A 17,991-nucleotide genomic window follows, 5' to 3' on the forward strand; every position below is an offset into this window, starting at 1 on the left:
AATTGCCTACCGCAACCATTGGTTAAGGTTAACGAGCCATGATCACGGGCGAAAGTTCGAGTCGATGGAGCGTTGCGATGCGTGGGCTTTTGTTGGGGGCGGCGATGTTGGGGACGGTGTCTGCCGCGCACGCGGCCGACATGCCGGATCTGCCCGTCCTGCGCGGCGGCTTCACCGACGGCCTGTCGAAGACGACACGCAATTGGGATGGCGTCTATATCGGCGGCAACGCCGGCTACACGACCGACGCGACCGATTTCAGCCAGAGCGTGGTCGGCCTGACCAACTACATCTTCCGCGACAGCGTCCTGCAGCAACCAACCGCGAACTGGTCGCTCCTGAACAAGGCCAACACGCAGGGCGTCAATTTCGGCGGCTTCATCGGCCGCAATTGGCAATGGTACGATGCCATTCTCGGTCTTGAAGGCACCTATAGCTACTTCAACACTCTCTACACGCAGACCAGCGGCTACAACTCGCTCGTTATCACCAACCCGCCCGGGGATAACCCGCCGGAGGGCACGACCAACAATTACAACGTGACCTTGACCGGCACCGCCGCGGCGAAGGTCAAGGACATGATTTCGCTCCGTGGCCGCGTAGGCTGGGATGGCGGCGATTTTATGCCGTATGCCTTCTTCGGCGCCGCGGTAGGCCGAATGGACGTCTCCCGCACGGTGACGAGCGACGTGACGCTCACGCAGGTCGTATCGACAACGGTCGGCGGCGTTACGACGACCACGAGCAATACCTATGCTGTTCCGGCGCAGTCGCAGACTCAGAGCCAGCACAGGACCAACACTTTCGCTGTCGGTTGGACCGCGGGCCTCGGGCTCGAATATTGCATTTGGGACGGGTTGTTCGCACGCGTGGAATACGAGTATGTGCGATTCTCGCCCGTCATGAACACGCAGGTTACGCTGAACAACGCGCGCGTCGGGCTCGGCTACAAGTTCTGAGCCGTCCGCCTCCTGTTGACAGATTCCCTCTGTCCTGATGCTCTGTCGCCCGAAGGCGGGGCGGCAGCGATGAAGATCTACGGCGACGGCAATTCCGGAAATTGTCTGAAGGTGAAGTGGGTCTGCGACAAGCTCGCAGTGCCCTACCAGTGGATCGAGATCGACACGCGCAAGGGCGAGACGCGCACGCCGCAATTCCTCAGGATGAACGGCGCCGGCCAGGTGCCGACCGTCGAATTCGACGATGGCCGCACGCTCGCACAGTCCAACGCCATCATCCGCTATCTCGCCCGCGACAGTACGCTCATTCCGTACGACGCCTTTGCAGCGGCCAAGATGGACGAATGGCTGTTCTGGGAGCAGTACAGCCACGAGCCCTATATCGCGGTGTGCCGCTTCCTCCTGGTCTACCTGGGCAAGGACGCATCCGAGCTCGATCCCGAGAAGGTCAAGCGCGGCTATGCGGCGCTCGACCGCATGGAGCAGCATCTCTCCGGCAGCCGCTTCTTCGCCGGCGATGAGGTTTCGCTCGCCGACGTGTCGCTGCTCGCCTATACGCGTGTCGCGCATGAAGGCGGCTTCGATCTCGGCCGCCATGCGTCCGTCCGCCGCTGGATCGGCGAAGTCGAAGCGTTTCTCGGCCTTGTGCCGGCGCGCTGAGGTGCGGAGTTGTCTGACATGAATGCCGAAGCCGTTTCCATCCGTCCCGCGCGCCGCGAGGACGTCGCCGCGATCGTGGCGATGCTCGCCGACGATCATCTCGGCCGTGCGCGCGAGCGCGTGGAGGATCCGTTGCCAGCCTCCTATTACGACGCATTCGCGCGGGTCGAGCGCGATCCGAATCTGACGCTCGTCGTTGCCGAGAGCGCGGGCAGGGTGGTCGGCTGCCTGCAACTCGCGATCCTGCCGGGACTGAGTTCGCAAGGCGGCGTGCGCGGCCTGCTCGAGGACGTTCGCGTTGCTTCCGATTGTCGCAGCCGCGGCATCGGCGAGCAATTGGTGCAATGGGCGGTCGCGGAAGCGAAGGCGCGCAATTGCAATCTCGTCGAGTTGCTGACGCATCAGACCCGCGTCGACGCGCAGCGCTTCTACAAGCGGCTCGGATTTGCCGCGAGTCATGTGGGCATGACTGTCCGCTTTTGAGGCAGCGGAAAGCGTTTTCGAGCGAAGTGGGTTCGCGTAAACAAAACGCTCAATACAAGACTCCAGAGTTCCGTTCCAATTGTATCGGAATGGGGCTCTGGCCGCGAGCCTTGCGCGATCAGCAAATTCGGATCGCGCATTCGTTCATCTTAATGGGCGGTAAACTACCCGTCCGTCGTTCACGTTGAATCGGGAACGAACAGTGCTACGGCAGCTTCTGGCACCGGGCTCGGTTGGTTCGGGGATTTCGATGACAAGCTATTCAATGATCAAGGTCGGCAACGACTACGTCGTGCAGGCCCATGACAAATGCATTTTGAAGGTCGGCAGCCGGCGCAGGGCCGCGCAATTGATCAGCGATGCCACGGACTTGCTGAATGCGCTCGCCGTCGTCCAATCCCCGGAGATCGCACCCGAGGCGCCATCACTCGCACGTGAGGCCCCGGAACTTCCTTGACTGGTCTTCCCGATTCCCGTATCAGCCGCGGCGGGACACCTCCCCCCAACGGGAGGCTTACTATCTGGAAGGGTAGATCATGACTGTAGCGAAGCCCGCTTCGCGGCCCACCGTGCCGCATTTCTCCTCCGGTCCCTGCGCCAAGCGCCCCGGTTGGAACGCCCAAAATCTCAAGGACGCAGCGCTCGGCCGCTCGCATCGTGCGAAGATCGGCAAGACCAAGCTCAAGCTTGCCATCGACCTGACGCGTGAAGTGCTCGAGGTCCCCGCCGATTATCGTATCGGCATCGTGCCGGCCTCCGATACCGGTGCGGTCGAGATGGCGCTGTGGTCGCTGCTCGGTGCGCGGCCCGTCACAACGCTCGCCTGGGAATCCTTCGGCGAGGGCTGGGTCAGCGACATCGTCAAGGAATTGAAGCTCAAGGACGTCACCAAGCTGAACGCGGCTTACGGTGAGATTCCCGATCTGTCGAAGGTCGATCCCAAGAGCGACGTCGTCTTCACCTGGAACGGCACCACCTCAGGCGTGCGCGTGCCTGATGCCAACTGGATCAGCGCGACCCGCGAAGGCCTGACCATCTGCGACGCGACGTCCGCCGCATTCGCGCAGGCTCTTGATTGGCCGAAGCTCGACGTCGTCACCTTCTCCTGGCAGAAGGCGCTCGGCGGCGAGGCCGCGCATGGCATGCTGATCCTGTCGCCCCGCGCGGTGGAGCGGCTCGAGACCTACAAGCCGGCCTGGCCGCTGCCGAAGATCTTCCGCATGACCAAGGGCGGCAAGATCAACGAAGGCATCTTCGTCGGCGAGACCATCAACACGCCGTCGATGCTCTGCGTCGAGGACTATCTCGACGCGCTGAACTGGGCCAAGTCGATCGGCGGCCTCAAGGCGCTGATCGCGCGTGCGGACGCCAACACCAAGGTGCTCGCCGACTGGAAGGCGAAGACGCCCTGGATCGACTTCCTCGCCAAGGATGCGTCGATCCGCTCCAACACTTCGGTGTGCCTCAAGTTCACCGATCCCGCGATCACCTCGCTCTCGGAGGACGCGCAGGCCGACTTCAGCAAGAAGCTGGTCGCGCTGGTCGAGAAGGAAGGCGCCGGCTACGACTTCGCCTATTATCGCGATGCGCCGGCGGGCCTGCGCATCTGGTGCGGCGCCACGGTGGAAGCGAAGGACGTCGAACTGCTGACGCAGTGGATCGACTGGGCCTTTGCCGAGACCAAGGCCACGCTCGCGAAGGCGGCGTAAGTTTCTTACCCTCCCCCGGAGGGGGAGGGTCGACGCACCGGCGAGCATGATCCGGAAAAGTGGTCTCCGGTTTTCCGACAAGATCATGCTCAAACAAGCAGGTGCGGCGGGGTGGGGTGATCTCTCCACACGGCGCACCGGCAATTTTCTTTAGTTGCAGCTTCACCCCACCCCGGCGCTTCGCGCCGACCCTCCCCCTCCAGGGGAGGGTGTGAAGGACACATCCCCATGACCAAACCTAAAGTTCTCATTTCCGACGCGCTCTCGCCCGCCGCCGTACAGATCTTCAAGGATCGCGGCATCGAGGTCGACTTTCAGCCCAACCTCGGCAAGGACAAGGACAAGCTGGCCGAGATCATCGGCAATTACGACGGCCTTGCGATCCGCTCGGCGACCAAGGCAACTGCCAAGATCCTGGAGAAGGCGGCGAAGCTGAAGGTGATTGGCCGCGCCGGCATCGGCGTCGACAATGTCGAGATTCCCGCCGCCACGGCCAAGGGCATCATCGTGATGAACACGCCGTTCGGCAATTCGATCACGACCGCCGAGCACGCCATCACCCTGATGCTGGCGCTGGCCCGCGAGATCCCGCAGGCCGACGCCTCGACCCAGGCCGGCAAGTGGGAGAAGAACCGCTTCATGGGCGTCGAGATCACCGGCAAGGTGCTCGGGGTGGTCGGCTGCGGCAATATCGGCTCGATCGTCGCCGACCGTGCGCTCGGCCTGCGCATGAAGGTGATCGCGTTCGACCCGTTCCTGTCGCCGGAGCGCGCCAAGGACATCGGTGTCGAGAAGGTCGAGCTCGACGACCTGCTGAAGCGCTCCGACTTCATCACGCTGCACACCCCGCTCACCGACAAGACCAGGAACATCATCGACGCGGCCGCGATCGCCAGGATGAAGAAGGGCGTGCGCCTGATCAACTGCGCCCGCGGCGGCCTCGTCGATGAGCAGGCGGTGGTCGATGCGCTCAATTCCAAGCACATCGCCGGCGCCGCCTTCGACGTGTTCGTCGAGGAGCCCGCGACCAAGAACGCGCTGTTCGGCCATCCCAACGTGATCTGCACGCCGCATCTCGGCGCTTCCACCACCGAAGCGCAGGAGAACGTCGCGCTCCAGGTCGCCGAGCAGATGTCGGATTACCTGCTCACCGGCGCGATCTCGAACGCCGTCAACTTTCCCTCGATCACGGCCGAAGAAGCGCCGAAGCTGAAGCCGTTCATCGCGCTTGCCGAGAAGCTTGGCTCCTTCGCCGGTCAACTCACCGAGACCGGCATCCTCAAGGTCGAGATCACCTATGAGGGCCACGTCGCCGAGATGAAGATCAAGGCGATCACCTCCGCCGTGCTGTCCGGCCTGCTGCGGCCGATGCTGGGCGAGGTCAATGTCGTCTCGGCGCCGGTCGTCGCCAAGGAGCGCGGCATGGTGGTGGACGAGATCGTGCGCGCCGCCCAGAGCGACTATGAGAGCCTGATCACCGTCACTGTCACCACCGAGCGGCAGGAGCGGTCGGTCTCGGGCACCGTCTATGCCGACGGCAAGCCGCGCCTCGTCGACATCAAGGGCATCCGCGTCGACGCCGAGTTCGGCAAGTCCATGATCTACGTCACCAACGAGGACAAGCCGGGCTTCATCGGCAAGTTCGCGAGCCTTCTGGGCGACGCCAAGATCAACATCGCGACCTTCCATCTCGGCCGCGTCGCGCCCGGCAGCGATGCCATTGCGCTGGTCGAGGTCGACGGCGCGGTGCCGGCGGACCTGCTCGCCAAGGTGCAGGCCCTGCCGCAGGTCAAGCAGGCCAAGGCGCTGACGTTCTGAGAGGCCGTCACTCCGGGGCTCGCGAAGCGAGAACCCGGAATCTCGGGATTCTGAGGTGCGCAATAGCGCACCAGAGTTCGGCTCTGCGAGCCGCCCCGGGATGACGGCCATCATATTCCGACCCGCGGAACAACGCCGCCTCCGTCACCCGGAGGCGGCGTTTTTATTTTCCGCGCCCGTCAAACTTTGTGTACCAATGGCGCACAGAACGCGTCGTAACCACGCTCCGTTCAAATCGTTCGACAAGGGAGAAACACATGCGTGAAGCCGTCATCGTTTCCTATGCGCGCACGGGCCTGGCAAAATCCGGCCGCGGCGGGTTCAACATCACGCCGCCGATGTCGCTCGCGGCCCACGCCATCCAGCACGCGGTCGATCGCGCCGGCGTCGAGAAGGACTATGTCGAGGACTGCTATCTCGGCAATTGCGCCCACGGCGCGCCGAACATCGGCCGCCAGGCCGCGCTGCTCGCCGGCCTGCCGAAGACCACCGCCGGCGTCTCGGTGAACCGCTTCTGCTCCTCGGGCCTGCAGACCATCGCGATGGCCGCCAACTCGATCCGCTCGGACGGCGCCGACTGCATCGTCGCCGGCGGCGTCGAGAGCATCTCGATTCCGGGCGGCGCCACGCCGAAGGAATCGGTCGACCCTGAGCTGCTCAAGGTCGCGCCCGACATCTTCATGGCCATGATCGACACCGCCGACATCGTCGCCGAGCGCTACAAGCTCAGCCGCGAATATCAGGACGAGTTCTCGCTGGAGTCGCAGCGCCGCATGGCCTCCGCGCAGCAGGCCGGCAAGTTCAAGGACGAGATCGTCCCGATGAAGACGAAGATGAAGGTCGTCGACAAGCAGACCAAGGCCGAGAGCATCGTCGACTACGTCGTTGACCGCGACGAGTGCAACCGGCCGGAGACCACGCTGGAGGGTCTTGCCAAGCTCGAGCCGGTGAAGGGGCCCGGCAAGTTCGTCACCGCCGGCAATGCCAGCCAGCTCTCCGACGGCGCCGCCGCGGTGGTGCTGATGGAAGCCAAGGACGCCGAGAAGCGCGGCCTGAAGCCGCTCGGCCGCTTCGTTGCCTGGGCGACCGCCGGCTGCGAGCCCGACGAGATGGGCATCGGCCCGGTGTTCGCGATTCCGAAGCTGCTCAAGCGCACCGGCCTCAAGATCGACGACATCGATCTTTGGGAGCTCAACGAAGCCTTCGCCAGCCAGTGCCTGTACTGCCGCGACCAGCTCGGCATCGATCCCGCCAAGTACAACGTCAACGGCGGTTCGATCGCGATCGGCCATCCCTTCGGCATGACCGGCGCCCGTCTCACCGGCCACCTCTTGCAGGAAGGCGCCCGCCGCAAGGCCAAGTGGGGCGTGGTGACGATGTGCATCGGCGGCGGCCAGGGCGGCGCCGGCCTGTTCGAGATCTACAGCTGAGACCAGGCGACAGGAATGCGAAAGGGCACGGCGCCGCAAGCGCCGTGCCCTTTTTGTTATTCGGGCATCAGGCGGAGACGCGACGTCTGGGCGCTGTCGGCGTCGGCGGACCCAGGCAGCGCGCCACAGTCTCGAACAGCCAGGCGACACCGGCATCCGCCATCGCAGCTTGTGAGGCGACGACACGCACCGGGTCGGGCGTCCACGGAAACGGCACGGGACGCACCACCAGGTCGAAACGCGCAGCATGGCGTTCGACCAGATGGCGCGGCAAGGTCGCAATAAAATCGCTCTCGGCGAGCTGCGCCAGCGCCAACATGAAGTTGGGCACGGTCAGCGCCACGCGCCGGGAATGGCCCCGTTCGGCAAGCCTGACGTCGACGATCCCGAGCGCATCACCGGTCGCCGAGACCAGCATGTGCCGTGCTGCCAGATAGGTCGCGAGCGTGACCTTGCGGGCCATCGTATGGCCCTTGCGCATGGCGACGATGAAGTCCTCCTCGAACAGAAGCCGTTCGGCGTAACGTGACGGCAGCGGACCGACCGGAAGCACGGCGAGGTCGAGCCGGTGCGAATCAAGCTCGGAGAGCGTGTCCTGCCAGACCTGGCCGGACGCCTTGCCATGACGTTGCGGCATCAGCTGCAGCAGCCGGATGTCGATCCCCGGACCCTCCCGGGCCAGGGTCTCGAGGAGAGACGCGAGAAACACCGCGGCCAGCGCATCCGGTGTGCCGATCGTGAACGACCGCCTCGCCGTTCGCGCGTCAAAGGGCTCGGCGGCCGACATGATCGCATCGAGGCGCGACAGGAGTTCGGCGACGGGACCTGCAAGCGCGAGCGCACGCTCCGTCGGCTTCACGCCGCTCGGCGTCTTCAGGAACAGCGGATCGTGGAAGATGCGCCGCAGCCGGGCCAATCCGTGGCTCACCGCCGAGGGCGTGAGCTTGAGCTTGTCCGCCGCGCGCGAGACCTGGCGCTCCTCCAGCACGGTGCTGAACACGACGAGGAGGCTGACGTCGATCCGGGCAAGCTGAGCAGGATTCAGCATGATCCTGAGATCTTATCACTGGCTTCATCACGGTCAAAGCGGCATCCAGCGTCTCGTGCAACCGCATGAACCCTCAACACCGGAGCCCTCGCATGAAGAACGACCAATATCCGCATCGCGCAGCCGCGCCCGCGGTGTCCAGGCGTCACACGCTCGCCGGGATGGCATGCATGCCGCTCGTCGTCGCCGAGGCGGCCACGGCCGACGACGTCATCGCGAAACTGATCGACCATACCCAGCAGGCGAACGCGGCGCTGATGCGCGGCGACGCCGGCACCTACCGGCAGATGGTCTCCCTCACCGACGACTTCGTGCTGATGTCGCCCTTCGGCGGGGTGCCGTCAAAGGCCGCGGAGTACACGCCCGAAAGGTGGGAGCGGATGGGCCGGTTCTTCAGGAACGGAACGCACAGGCAGGAGGTCGTGCAGACCTATGGCTCGCAGGACATGGTCGTCCTGGCGCTGATCGAGCGGGACAGCGTCGAGGTCGGAGGGCTGCCGGCCCAGGAGTGGGCCTTGCGCGTGACGCTCGTCTACCGGCGCGTGGGCACCGAGTGGCACCTGGCGCATCGCCACGCCGACCCGCTGGCCAACGGCATCAACCTGCAGCAGGCGGCGGCGCTGGCGCGCGGTCTGCCCGCAAGCCAGTGAGCCCCTCACGCCCCCGCCAGCACCGGCGCGAACACCACCTCGATCAGCGTGCCGTGGCCCGCGCTCTTGATGTTGAATCGGGCGCGGTTGGCTTCGACCAGGGCCTTGGTCAGCGACAGGCTCAGCGCCGAGCTGTCCGCGGCATCGCCGGGCGGCGGGGTGCGGAACGGCTCCATCGCGGCGGCGACCTCGCGCTCGGTGAGGCCGTGGCCGGTGTCGCGGATGCGCAAGGCAATCTCGCCGTGGTCGGTCAGCGCGGTCGAGACGATGACCTGGCCGCCGGCGCTGGCGAGCCGGATCGAGTTCGAGATCAGGTTCATGGTGATCTGCCGCATCGCGCGCGCATCCACGTTCACCTGCGGCAGCGCATGGGCGAGCGAGGTGCGGATGATGATGCGCTCGCGGTTGGCCTGCGGCTGCATCACCGCGACGCAGGCCTCGACGAGATCGTTGAGGTTGAGGTTGTCGAAGGTGAGGTCGAGCTTGCCGGTCTCGATCCGCGACAGCTCGAGCAGGTCGTCGATGATGGCGATGACGCGCTCGCCGGAGGCGCGGATGTCCTTCATGTATTCGCCATAGCGCTCGTTGCCGAGTGCGCCGAAGCGTTCGGAGATCATCACCTCGGCAAAGCCGATGATGGCGTTGAGCGGCGTGCGGATCTCGTGGCTGATCCGCGCCAGCATGTCGGCTTTGGCATTGGCCGCGCCGTCGACGAGGCGGCGGGCCTGCGTCAGCTCGCTCTCGCCCTTCTTGCTCTGCGAGAGGTCGCGGAACACGGCGAAGAAGTTCGGGCCGTCGGGCCGCGTGCGGCCCATGATCATCGCGAGCGGAATGACGCCGCCCTTCTTCTCGCGTCCCAGCACCTCGCGGCCGTGGTCGAGCAGGCTGGCAATGTCCTGGCTCTTCAGGCTTTCGAGATAGTCGGCGACGATCTGCTGGCTTTCCGGCGCGAACAGCGTCGAGAGGTTCTGCTCGAGCAGCGCTTGCCCGTCATAGCCGAACAGCGCCTCGGCGCTGCGGTTGCAGGCGTGGATGTTGCCCTCGGCATCGAACATGACGATGCCCTCGGCCGTGGTGTCGAGGATGGCGGCGAGATCCTCGGCCTCGGCTTCGCCGGCCGCGGACTCGGGTTCGTAGGTGTAGGACGCTGCGACGACGGATTCGGTGACGACGGATTCGGCAATCACGGTTTCTGCGATGACGGGCGCCGCGGCGACCGGTGTCGCCTGCGGCAGCGCGCAGATCAGCGCGTGCGCACTCTCGCCGTCCCAGTCGATCGTGTGCAGATGCGCGTCGGTCGTCGCAAGCGGCGCTTCGCCGTTCGCAACCGTCGCGCTGATCGTGACGGGTGTGCCGCCTTGCGAGGTGCTGCTCGCCGACGACACGCCGGGCTCGACATAGAGCGCGTCGAGCCCGCCGGCATTCTCCAGCGCGCCGAGGCTGGCATAGCCCATGCGCGCGAGGAAGGCGGGATTGGCGTAGAGCAGGCGGTCGAGCCGGTAGATCAGGATTCCCGTCGGCAACAGATCGAGCAGCGTGCGGTCGCGCGCGCTGATGCCGCGCGCCGGGGCTGCGGGCTCGCTCAGCCATTCGGCCGCGGTGTGCGGCGCCTCGGGCTCCGGCGCCGATGGCTCGGCCGCGATCTCCGCCGCCGGCTCGGCCGCATCGGCCGCGATCGTCTCGCGATCGCGTTCGAGCCGTTCGGACAATTGCCGCGCGAGCTCGTTGAACGCGCTGTTCTCGACCGGCGTCAGCGTCGGCGGTCGCGTGTCGCCGGGCGGTCGGAACGGCACGACATTGGGGGGCGTTTCCACGGGCGTTTCCAGATCGGTTGGGTGTGAATTCGCGTCGGCTGTGGCGGGTGTCGGTTCAGGCTCGGGTTCGGGCGGCTCGATCGGCGGAGGCGCTGCCGTTGCTTCCGGCTCGGCTGCGGGCTCTGTTTCGAGCTTGGCTTCGGGCTCAACGTCGGGCTCGACGTCGGGCTTGGCCTGCGGCTCCGGAGCGGGCTCGGCGGCGTCAGCGGCGAGGTCCTGCTGCGCCGGCGGCGCGGCGAGTAGCTCGAAGCGGCGCAGCGCCTCGAGCCGGTTGAGGCCGTCGAGATCGCGGCAGACGCCGAATCCCCTGAAGCCGGCAAAGTTACGCTCGTGGTCGTAGACCGGCAGGCCCGCGAGCTCGACCGGAAGACGTTCGCCACCATCGGCCGGCCAGTTCACGGTGATGCCGGCCCAGGTGTCGTGGCTCGCAAGCGCCTGCGCGACGCGCCGGTCCGGGTCGAGCGAGAATGTTTCGGCGATCTCGCGCCAGGGGCGGCCGAAGCCGGCGGCCGTGTGCGCGCCGATCAGGCGGATGAATTCATCGGAGAGAAGCACAAAGCGGCCCTCTGCATCCATCTGCCAGAGGAAGCGCAGCGGATGCTGACGCGGTGCGGGCGGCGCCTGCTGGCCCGAGGACTCCGACTCCGGCTCGACCATGCCTCGAGTGATCGGCACAACCTGCGGCGACACAATGGCCCCTGCCGGGTTTTCAACCGGAGTCTTGGACGTGGCTTCGGGCGTGGCTTCGGGCGCGGCGTCGGCCGCGGCGGGGACGATCGGCTCTTCAATGGTCGGGCCCGGTGCGACGTCCGGTGTCGCCTCGCAGCCGGGCTGCGTGGGCGTGTGCGCGACCGTCTCGGCCGGCGCAGCTGTTTCGGCCGGTTCGGTGAAGGCGTCGAACAGCGCGAACGCGGACGGCGCCGCGTTCGACGACGCAGGCTGCGCGTCCTCCGGCCCTGCGGCCGCAGGCTCGACGGGGGGGACTTCGGGCGCGGGTGGTGCGGGCTGGCTCCGTGCGATATCGGGCGCCATCTCGGGCGCGGCCTCGGGCGCGGCCTCTGTCCGGGCGGCAGGCTCGATCAGCGCGACCAGGCCGACATCGGCCCCCGTGCCGACCCGCTGCAGCACCATCTGGCCGATGCCGATCGGCGTCGCGGCGCGGCCGGTCGCCAGCGCATCGCTGCGTGCCCGGTCGAGGCCGGCCTCGAAGAGATCGCGGAAGCCGAGCAGGGAGCGGGCGGCCTCGCTGGCGCCGACGAACAATCCGTCCGGCGCGAACGCGGCCATCGGCACCTTGGCGCCCGCGACCAGGCGAGACAGCCGCTCGACCAGCGGCATCGGGCGCGAGGTGGGATCCATGGCGGTGACCAACACCGCATGGCCGCCATCGGCGAAGTCGAGCCGCGCGCAGGCGCAGGTCATCAGCGTGCCGAGTCGGGCGCCGAAACCGCGCAGCCGTTCGAGCCGCACCGTGCCGTTCGCCGGCAATTGGCCCGCGAGCCGGGCGACCTGGCGGCGATGGCTGTCCGCCGGGCCGAACACCTTGTCGGAGAGGCCGGCGCTGGTCGCCGCGCCGAACAGGTTTGCGCCGACCGGATTGGCCCACAGCACCCGCGAGCCGTCGACCGACCACAGCCAGGTGGCCAGCGGCGAGGTCGCATGCACGGCCAGCCGCGGATCGCCCACACCTCGCAACTGGAAATCCGAACGCTTCATGAGGCCGGCTGTCGCTCACGCATCAGGTGGCGGCTGCCGGAATGGCAGCCTTAAGAAAGAGTTATCGCCCGAGAGGCGCGGGCAGGTCCACGGCCGCAAGCCCGGAAGGGCGCCCCAAGCGGCGATAACCTTAATGGTGCCAACCCCGCAAGCCGCAGCGCCGTTGCATCCAAGGGATTCGCGGGGTGAAGCGGTTCAAAGCCCGTGCCGCACAAACGGTGCCATCCTCCCCTGGAGGGGTCCGGGACGAGCGTAGCTCGCCCGTAGATCGGTTCGCATCGAGCGAAGCGAAATGCGAACCGAGGTGGGGTGACAGTCTTTCCGTAGACGCGCTGCCCGCGGGGAGAGATCACCCCACCCCGCTCGCGCTGCGCGCGATCGACCCTCCCCCTCCAGGGGAGGGTAAGAAAGTCGCCGCGGCGCCGCGCACCCAATTACCTCAACCCTCGGTTCCCCCGCCCGGGAACCTCACCCTGACCTAGATTAAATTTCGCAGCGCACCCGCCTGCCGCGTTGCGATGCACAATGTTGACATGATAGGCAATTATAGTGCTGGGCGCTGGGCGAGCCATCTCATTCGTTTCGCGTTTCCAGTCTTTCGTACCCGCTGAATGCGAGGGCCCGCGATCGGGGCCGGCGGGCGCGCCAGAAGGCTCACTCGATTTTTTCATTAGCGTGAGGGACAACCATGACAGGTGCGACTGATCCGTTTTCTGCCTCGATCATCCCGTTCGAGGTTCCCGAGCAGATGCGTGCGTTCGCCGAAAAGGGCGCGGCGCAGGCCCGCGAGAACTACGCCAAGTTCAAGGACGCCGCCGAGACCCACAACGGCACCGTCGAGGCCGTCTTCACTTGCGCCTCCAAGGGCGCGAGCGAATACACCGCCAAGCTGGTCGAGTTCATGAAGGCCAACACCAGCGCCCAGCTCGACTTCGCCCAGCAGCTGTTCGGCCTGAAGTCGCCGGCCGAAGCCTTGGAGCTGTGGACCGGCCACACCCGCAAGCAGTTCGAGACCCTGCAGTCGCAGGCCAAGGAGCTGGTCGAGCTCAGCCAGCGCGTCGCCGCCGAGACCGCCGAGCCGATCAAGGCCTCCGCCTCGAAGTACTATCCGTCCGCCGCCTGAGCGGAGAGGCCGGTTTGAGCCAACGAAACCCGGGCCGAAAGGCCCGGGTTTTTTCTTCGGCTCTCCCACGTGCGCAGGGCAACCGCCGGAGCGCACGCCTCGTCCTTCGAGACGACCGCTCCGCGGTCTCCTCAGGATGAGGCTAATAGGCACCGGTGTCCGCTTAGATTGCCGCCTCGCACTCCGCCCTCATCCTGAGGAGCCCGCGCAAAGCGGGCGTCTCGAAGGATGGCCGCAAAGAGCCTTGCCAGGTGAGGGCTTTCTCCCCAAGGGGTCTGCTCGCAGCCGGGAAGACACCCTCATCATCCCCATCGAGCCCGATTTCATCGCACTGACGGTGAATTCCGCAAGTTTTCCACCCCATTGCGGCCTTGCCAAAAACCCCCGTTGCACCTAGTTTCCGCCCCGTCCAGCCCCCTCGGCACCGGCCCTTTTTTGAGGGCGTCCCAAGGCGCGGCTCGCCAGGATGCAGTTGTAGCTCAGTTGGTTAGAGCGCCTGTCTGTGGAACAGGAGGTCGGTGGTTCGAGCCCACCCAACTGTACCAGTTATCAAGCACTTAGCGGATCGCTCGAATTTTTTGGCTCGTCGAAGCAAAAGCGCTTGAGGGAAGAAATTTCTGCGACGGCATGTATCCTGCCAATGCCAGCGGAAGCGGAGGCTTCTGGCGAGCGGGGGTTTCGTATGGACTTGTGGGGGATTATCGGCGGTCTCGGCGTTGGAGGACTGCTCGGCACGATCGGCACTCAGTGGGCGATCGGCCAGCGCGAGCAAGCCGCGCGACGTGTAGCCTTCAAAAAGCAGCAACTCGCGGAGTTCTACGGTCCGCTACTCGCCGCGCACAACGAGATCAGCGCGCGAAGCGAACTGCGAGTGAAGCTGCAGAACGCGCTCGACGGCCGGCACATTGAAGCGATGTTGGAGGCGGCAGCGTCAGGCGGTGGCGCGGGGCGGAATGATCGAATCAGCGCGGCAACCGATACCCAAGGGCCAACGATCCTCACCAACATTCGGGACGAGGAGCAAACGTTCCGCCACGTGTTGATGCCGCGCTACCGCAGCATGATCGACATTTTTCGCGACAAGATGTGGCTCGCCGAGCCGGAGACGCGCAACTACTTCGGCCAGTTCGTTGAGTTTGTCGATGTGTGGGACAAGATTTTAGAAAACAAGCTGCCGCGCTCGGTCGCGCCGACGATCAACCACACCGAGGCAAACTTAGCGCAGTTCTATACCCACCTCCAGGAAGTGCACGACCGGCTTCGCCGCGAGATCAGTTGATATCGCCAGCGAACTGCGACAGCCGACGCTAAAATTACCCATTACGGTGACAGTGCACTAATCTGCACGGCGCGCCATCTGAAGCGCTGGTCAGGGCCAAACGTAATTAGCTTTGTGCGCGGTCACCGTAGCTCCTCGGTTCGCAATGCGCTATCGGTAGCGAGCCACGGACGTTCATGGACAAGCAAGCTAGGCGAAAAACATCGTGAGTTTCTTCGAGCGTCTCAAGACAGAAGCATCCGTTGAGTGGCGGGCTTATACCGAGCATCCCTTCACGAACGGATTGGCAGACGGCTCGCTCCCCGAAGCGGCGTTTCGTCACTACCTCGTTCAGGACTATTTGTTCCTCATCGAGTTTGCGCGCGCCTACGCGCTCGCGGTCTACAAGTCGCCCAGGCTTGCCGACATGCGTGAAGCCGCGGCCGGCCTTTCGGCTATCCTTGATGTCGAGATGAATCTGCATGTGAAGCTCTGTGCCGAATGGGGTCTGTCCCCGAGCGACCTTGAACAAGCCCCTCCGGCGGCCGAGATGCTGGCCTATACGCGCTACGTGCTGGATGCGGGAATGCGCGGCGATCTGCTGGCGCTCAAGGTGGCGCTTGCGCCTTGCGTGATCGGGTACGCGGAAATCGCAACGCGGCTCGCTTCGCGCCCCGATGCGGATGCTGCGAGGAACGCCTATCGCGTCTGGATCGCCGAGTACGCTGGCGCGCCGTACCAGGAGGTCGCTGCCAGGGCTCTAGCGCATATGGAGCATCTCGCCGATCTCTACGCCACGCCGGCCCGCGAGGCCGAGCTGATTGCGATCTTCAAGGAAGCCACCCGCCTCGAGGCAGACTTCTGGGAGATGGCCTGGCGCGCGGGCCAACGTGTTGAATAGCGGTGTCGGCAATCGTCAGCCGCCCCTACTTCCTCCCGCCACCATCAACACCACCACCGCAATAGGTCTCCTGAACGCTTATATCCAGGCCGCGCGAGCGAATTGTGGGCCTGCGTTCGACTGGACAAATTCGCCATTTGGAGTAGCCTTTTCAGACACAGCAACATGTTAGCGGAGGTTCTCCGTGGAACATCGCGGCGTAAGCTTCTCAATCGTTGAAATGAGCTACCCGGCTGGTTGGAAGTGGACTGTCGGAAAGGGCCGAACAGTGTCGGTCGGTGTCTGCGCGACGAGGCTCGATGCGATCCGCCAGGCTCAGACCTTCATCGACGCGATCATGGACTGGGCTGCCTAGGCTAAAGTCAAAATGCTCGCCTTCGATTGGTCGTGCCGAGCACCGTAAACCCAGCAGCTGAGTTTCTGTCGGCGCGAGATTACCGCGACAGTGCACTAAACTCTAAGAAGTCGTCCTCACGAAATCATCATCTTGACCTGTGCCGTATCCGCAAACTCGATCAGCTCGACAATCTTGCCGTCCTGAAATCTGAACAGGTCCAGGATCTCGGTGCTAACCGCCTTTCCGGTTGGACGATATCGAACGTCGACGCGGGAATGGATGGCGACCCTATCTCCGTCAACCAGCTCAGCCAGGATCTCGCGGCCTTCGAAACCGAAGTCTTCGATCAATTTGCTGAAGGCCCCACGCAGGCTTGGGTGTCCCTCCACGCTTCCCGTCAATTCGAGTGCGTTCTTGTCGCCCATCAGGGTGAACAGACCCTTGGGATGAAAAGCGGCTACCAGACTCTCGGCGTCATCATTGTCGCGTGCGGCATAGGCGCGCCGGACCACTGCGAGCATCTCTTCGCGTTGTGCCATGTTACCCTCCCTGAACGTATCAGGAGAGACTAGCGACCTTTGCGTGCAAAGGCAAAATCATCTGGAGGTGGCACGGGCCCCGGCGCGGCGGAGCGGATGGCGCGTTTTCGTTCCCCGCTTCTGACAGAAAATGGCGAGATGTACCGGCGAACCTTTTCAGGCCCCCGACTGTTTGTAGCAGCGGCAGGACGGATAACGCTGAGGAGCTGAGCTATGAACGGTATTATCTATATCATCGGGCTGGTCGTCGTGATTGGTGCGGTGCTCTCGTTCCTGGGTCTGCGCTGATCGAGGCAATGATATCCGAAGCCGCGCGGCATCGCCCGCGCGCCTTGAACGTCCGCGCGGCTTGGACGCGTTACGTCGTGACGATCAGCACGACCACCGGCAGCGTCACCGCCGCGCGCGGCGTGCCCAGCGCCTCGTCCTTCGAGACGACCGCGGAGCCTGTCATCGGGCCGCGCTTCGCGCGGACCCGGTGGTGATCTCCTCAGGATGAGGCTAAGCGGTACTGGTGCCCGTCGAAACTGCTGCTGCGCACTCCGTCCTCATCCTGAGGAGCCCGCTTGAAGCGGGCGTCTCGAAGGATGCGCCGCAGGGGGCGCCACATCAATGAATCCCTACGACCCCAGCCCAATAATCCTCCGCGCCATCCGCACATTGGCATAATCAATCATCTTGCCGTCGAGCGTGACCGCGCCCTGTCCCTGCGCCTCAGCCGTCTCCATGGCCTCGACCACCCGCCGCGCCTGGGCCAGCTCTTCGGCCGACGGCGTGAAGGCGCGCAACGTCGGCTCGATCTGGTCGGGGTGGATGACCTGCTTGCCGTCAAAGCCCATCGCGGCGGCCTTCTGCGCGCTGGTCTCGGTTAGCTTGGCATCGCGGAAGGCGCCGCAGGGGCCGTCGATGGCGCGCAGGCCGAAGGCGCGCGCGGCGACCAAAAGGCGCATCATGGGATAGGCGAACAGGTCGAGCGGCGCGGCGGCGTAGCCGCTTTGCGCGGAGCCGACGTGGCGATAGCCGTCCGGCGAAATGCCGATGTCGGAGGTGCGGGCGCCGAGCGAGGCCGCGAGATCGCCGACTCCGAGATGCAGCGCGGCCACGCTGTCGTGCGCGGCGGCGAGCGTGTCGACATTGACGAGGCCGAGCGCGGTCTCGATCAGCAGTTCGAGCGTAACAGGCGCGGCGCGTTGCGGCGCGGCGGCGCGCAGCTGGTCGGCGATGGCGGCGATGTCACTGGCGCGCTCCGCCTTCGGCACGATCGCCGCATCCAGCCTCGGCAGCGCCGCCAGCGTGCGGATCTCCTCTGTAATGAACGGGCTGTCGACGGCGTTGAGCCTGACCGTAACGCGCTTGTTGCCCCAGTCGAGGGAGGACAGCGAGCGGACAGCTTCCTCCAGCGCAACGCCCTTCTCGGCGGGCGGCACCGCGTCCTCAAGATCCATGAACACGGCATCCGCGCTTGACGCCGCCGCCTTGGCGACGAGGCGGGCGCGATGCGCGGGAACAGCCAGATAGGCCCGGCTCGGGCGCTGCGAGGCCATCG

Annotated in this window: 16 protein-coding genes and 1 tRNA gene; 13 read left to right on the top strand and 4 right to left on the bottom strand. The window is 65.3% G+C overall.

Annotated elements, in window-relative coordinates; translation table 11 throughout:
• Positions 1–77 precede the first annotated feature (77 nt).
• The 7 genes from XH96_RS06650 (at position 78) to XH96_RS06680 (ending at position 7,059) form a co-directional block, all read left to right on the top strand.
• Entirely contained in the window at positions 78–959 is an 882-nt protein-coding gene (locus XH96_RS06650; protein ID WP_194391592.1) for an outer membrane protein, read from the top strand.
• 69 nt (positions 960–1,028) lie between these two features.
• Positions 1,029–1,619 (top strand): glutathione S-transferase family protein, encoded by a 591-nt coding sequence (locus tag XH96_RS06655; RefSeq protein WP_194391594.1) that lies wholly within the window; start codon positions 1,029–1,031, stop codon positions 1,617–1,619.
• Positions 1,620–1,637: 18 nt separating this feature from the next.
• Positions 1,638–2,102 carry a GNAT family N-acetyltransferase gene (locus tag XH96_RS06660; RefSeq protein WP_131869240.1) on the top strand — a complete coding sequence of 155 codons (465 nt, stop codon included), beginning with the start codon at positions 1,638–1,640 and terminating at the stop codon, positions 2,100–2,102.
• A 265-nt stretch (positions 2,103–2,367) separates the two neighbouring features.
• Positions 2,368–2,559, top strand: a complete 192-nt coding sequence (locus XH96_RS06665; protein ID WP_239621322.1) for a hypothetical protein — start codon at positions 2,368–2,370, stop codon at positions 2,557–2,559.
• Between the two features lie 79 nt (positions 2,560–2,638).
• Positions 2,639–3,811 carry a phosphoserine transaminase gene (locus XH96_RS06670; RefSeq protein ID WP_194391595.1) on the top strand — a complete coding sequence of 391 codons (1,173 nt, stop codon included), beginning with the start codon at positions 2,639–2,641 and terminating at the stop codon, positions 3,809–3,811.
• 228 nt (positions 3,812–4,039) lie between these two features.
• Positions 4,040–5,629, top strand: a complete 1,590-nt coding sequence (gene serA / locus XH96_RS06675; RefSeq protein ID WP_194391597.1) for a phosphoglycerate dehydrogenase — start codon at positions 4,040–4,042, stop codon at positions 5,627–5,629.
• Between the two features lie 257 nt (positions 5,630–5,886).
• A complete protein-coding gene (locus XH96_RS06680; RefSeq protein ID WP_194391599.1) occupies positions 5,887–7,059 on the top strand; it encodes an acetyl-CoA C-acyltransferase in 1,173 nt (390 codons plus the stop codon).
• 67 nt (positions 7,060–7,126) lie between these two features.
• On the opposite strand, the gene XH96_RS06685 is transcribed toward XH96_RS06680, so the two are convergent.
• On the bottom strand, positions 7,127–8,107 hold the full coding sequence (locus tag XH96_RS06685; RefSeq protein WP_194391601.1) for a LysR family transcriptional regulator: 981 nt from the start codon (positions 8,105–8,107) through the stop codon (positions 7,127–7,129).
• A gap of 92 nt (positions 8,108–8,199) precedes the next feature.
• On the opposite strand from XH96_RS06685, the gene XH96_RS06690 reads away from it, so the two are divergent.
• Positions 8,200–8,757, top strand: a complete 558-nt coding sequence (locus XH96_RS06690) for a nuclear transport factor 2 family protein (RefSeq protein WP_246789979.1) — start codon at positions 8,200–8,202, stop codon at positions 8,755–8,757.
• A gap of 5 nt (positions 8,758–8,762) precedes the next feature.
• On the opposite strand, the gene XH96_RS06695 is transcribed toward XH96_RS06690, so the two are convergent.
• Positions 8,763–12,287, bottom strand: a complete 3,525-nt coding sequence (locus tag XH96_RS06695) for a PAS domain S-box protein (protein ID WP_194391603.1) — start codon at positions 12,285–12,287, stop codon at positions 8,763–8,765.
• Between the two features lie 688 nt (positions 12,288–12,975).
• Between XH96_RS06695 and XH96_RS06700 the strand changes: the two genes are divergently transcribed.
• From XH96_RS06700 to XH96_RS06720, 5 genes are all read left to right on the top strand, one after another.
• Entirely contained in the window at positions 12,976–13,410 is a 435-nt protein-coding gene (locus tag XH96_RS06700) for a phasin (RefSeq protein WP_028180061.1), read from the top strand.
• Between the two features lie 468 nt (positions 13,411–13,878).
• Positions 13,879–13,955: transfer RNA gene (locus tag XH96_RS06705), tRNA-His, on the top strand.
• Positions 13,956–14,050: 95 nt separating this feature from the next.
• Positions 14,051–14,689 carry a hypothetical protein gene (locus tag XH96_RS06710; RefSeq protein ID WP_194391604.1) on the top strand — a complete coding sequence of 213 codons (639 nt, stop codon included), beginning with the start codon at positions 14,051–14,053 and terminating at the stop codon, positions 14,687–14,689.
• 205 nt (positions 14,690–14,894) lie between these two features.
• On the top strand, positions 14,895–15,569 hold the full coding sequence (tenA, locus tag XH96_RS06715) for a thiaminase II (protein ID WP_194391606.1): 675 nt from the start codon (positions 14,895–14,897) through the stop codon (positions 15,567–15,569).
• A gap of 184 nt (positions 15,570–15,753) precedes the next feature.
• Positions 15,754–15,924 carry a hypothetical protein gene (locus XH96_RS06720; RefSeq protein ID WP_165424819.1) on the top strand — a complete coding sequence of 57 codons (171 nt, stop codon included), beginning with the start codon at positions 15,754–15,756 and terminating at the stop codon, positions 15,922–15,924.
• Positions 15,925–16,040: 116 nt separating this feature from the next.
• On the opposite strand, the gene XH96_RS06725 is transcribed toward XH96_RS06720, so the two are convergent.
• Both XH96_RS06725 and XH96_RS06730 read right to left on the bottom strand, forming a co-directional pair.
• Positions 16,041–16,445, bottom strand: a complete 405-nt coding sequence (locus tag XH96_RS06725; protein WP_194391608.1) for a nuclear transport factor 2 family protein — start codon at positions 16,443–16,445, stop codon at positions 16,041–16,043.
• 620 nt (positions 16,446–17,065) lie between these two features.
• The gene (locus XH96_RS06730; protein WP_194391610.1) at positions 17,066–17,989 is read right to left on the bottom strand and encodes a CoA ester lyase; all 924 of its coding nucleotides are present in this window, start codon (positions 17,987–17,989) and stop codon (positions 17,066–17,068) included.
• Positions 17,990–17,991 lie beyond the last annotated feature (2 nt).

This window comes from Bradyrhizobium sp. CCBAU 51765 (genome assembly GCF_015291725.1).
In the GTDB taxonomy this organism is placed as follows: domain Bacteria; phylum Pseudomonadota; class Alphaproteobacteria; order Rhizobiales; family Xanthobacteraceae; genus Bradyrhizobium; species Bradyrhizobium liaoningense.

What these genes read in the sequence shown, in the direction of transcription:
- XH96_RS06650 (WP_194391592.1), top strand. Translation starts at nt 78, where the DNA reads ATGCGTGGGCTTTTGTTGGGGGCGGCGATGTTGGGGACGGTGTCTGCC.
- XH96_RS06655 (WP_194391594.1), top strand. Translation starts at nt 1,029, where the DNA reads ATGAAGATCTACGGCGACGGCAATTCCGGAAATTGTCTGAAGGTGAAG.
- XH96_RS06660 (WP_131869240.1), top strand. Translation starts at nt 1,638, where the DNA reads ATGAATGCCGAAGCCGTTTCCATCCGTCCCGCGCGCCGCGAGGACGTC.
- XH96_RS06665 (WP_239621322.1), top strand. Translation starts at nt 2,368, where the DNA reads ATGATCAAGGTCGGCAACGACTACGTCGTGCAGGCCCATGACAAATGC.
- XH96_RS06670 (WP_194391595.1), top strand. Translation starts at nt 2,639, where the DNA reads ATGACTGTAGCGAAGCCCGCTTCGCGGCCCACCGTGCCGCATTTCTCC.
- serA (WP_194391597.1), top strand. Translation starts at nt 4,040, where the DNA reads ATGACCAAACCTAAAGTTCTCATTTCCGACGCGCTCTCGCCCGCCGCC.
- XH96_RS06680 (WP_194391599.1), top strand. Translation starts at nt 5,887, where the DNA reads ATGCGTGAAGCCGTCATCGTTTCCTATGCGCGCACGGGCCTGGCAAAA.
- XH96_RS06685 (WP_194391601.1), bottom strand. Translation starts at nt 8,107, where the DNA reads ATGCTGAATCCTGCTCAGCTTGCCCGGATCGACGTCAGCCTCCTCGTC.
- XH96_RS06690 (WP_246789979.1), top strand. Translation starts at nt 8,200, where the DNA reads ATGAAGAACGACCAATATCCGCATCGCGCAGCCGCGCCCGCGGTGTCC.
- XH96_RS06695 (WP_194391603.1), bottom strand. Translation starts at nt 12,287, where the DNA reads ATGAAGCGTTCGGATTTCCAGTTGCGAGGTGTGGGCGATCCGCGGCTG.
- XH96_RS06700 (WP_028180061.1), top strand. Translation starts at nt 12,976, where the DNA reads ATGACAGGTGCGACTGATCCGTTTTCTGCCTCGATCATCCCGTTCGAG.
- XH96_RS06710 (WP_194391604.1), top strand. Translation starts at nt 14,051, where the DNA reads ATGCCAGCGGAAGCGGAGGCTTCTGGCGAGCGGGGGTTTCGTATGGAC.
- XH96_RS06725 (WP_194391608.1), bottom strand. Translation starts at nt 16,445, where the DNA reads ATGGCACAACGCGAAGAGATGCTCGCAGTGGTCCGGCGCGCCTATGCC.
- XH96_RS06730 (WP_194391610.1), bottom strand. Translation starts at nt 17,989, where the DNA reads ATGGCCTCGCAGCGCCCGAGCCGGGCCTATCTGGCTGTTCCCGCGCAT.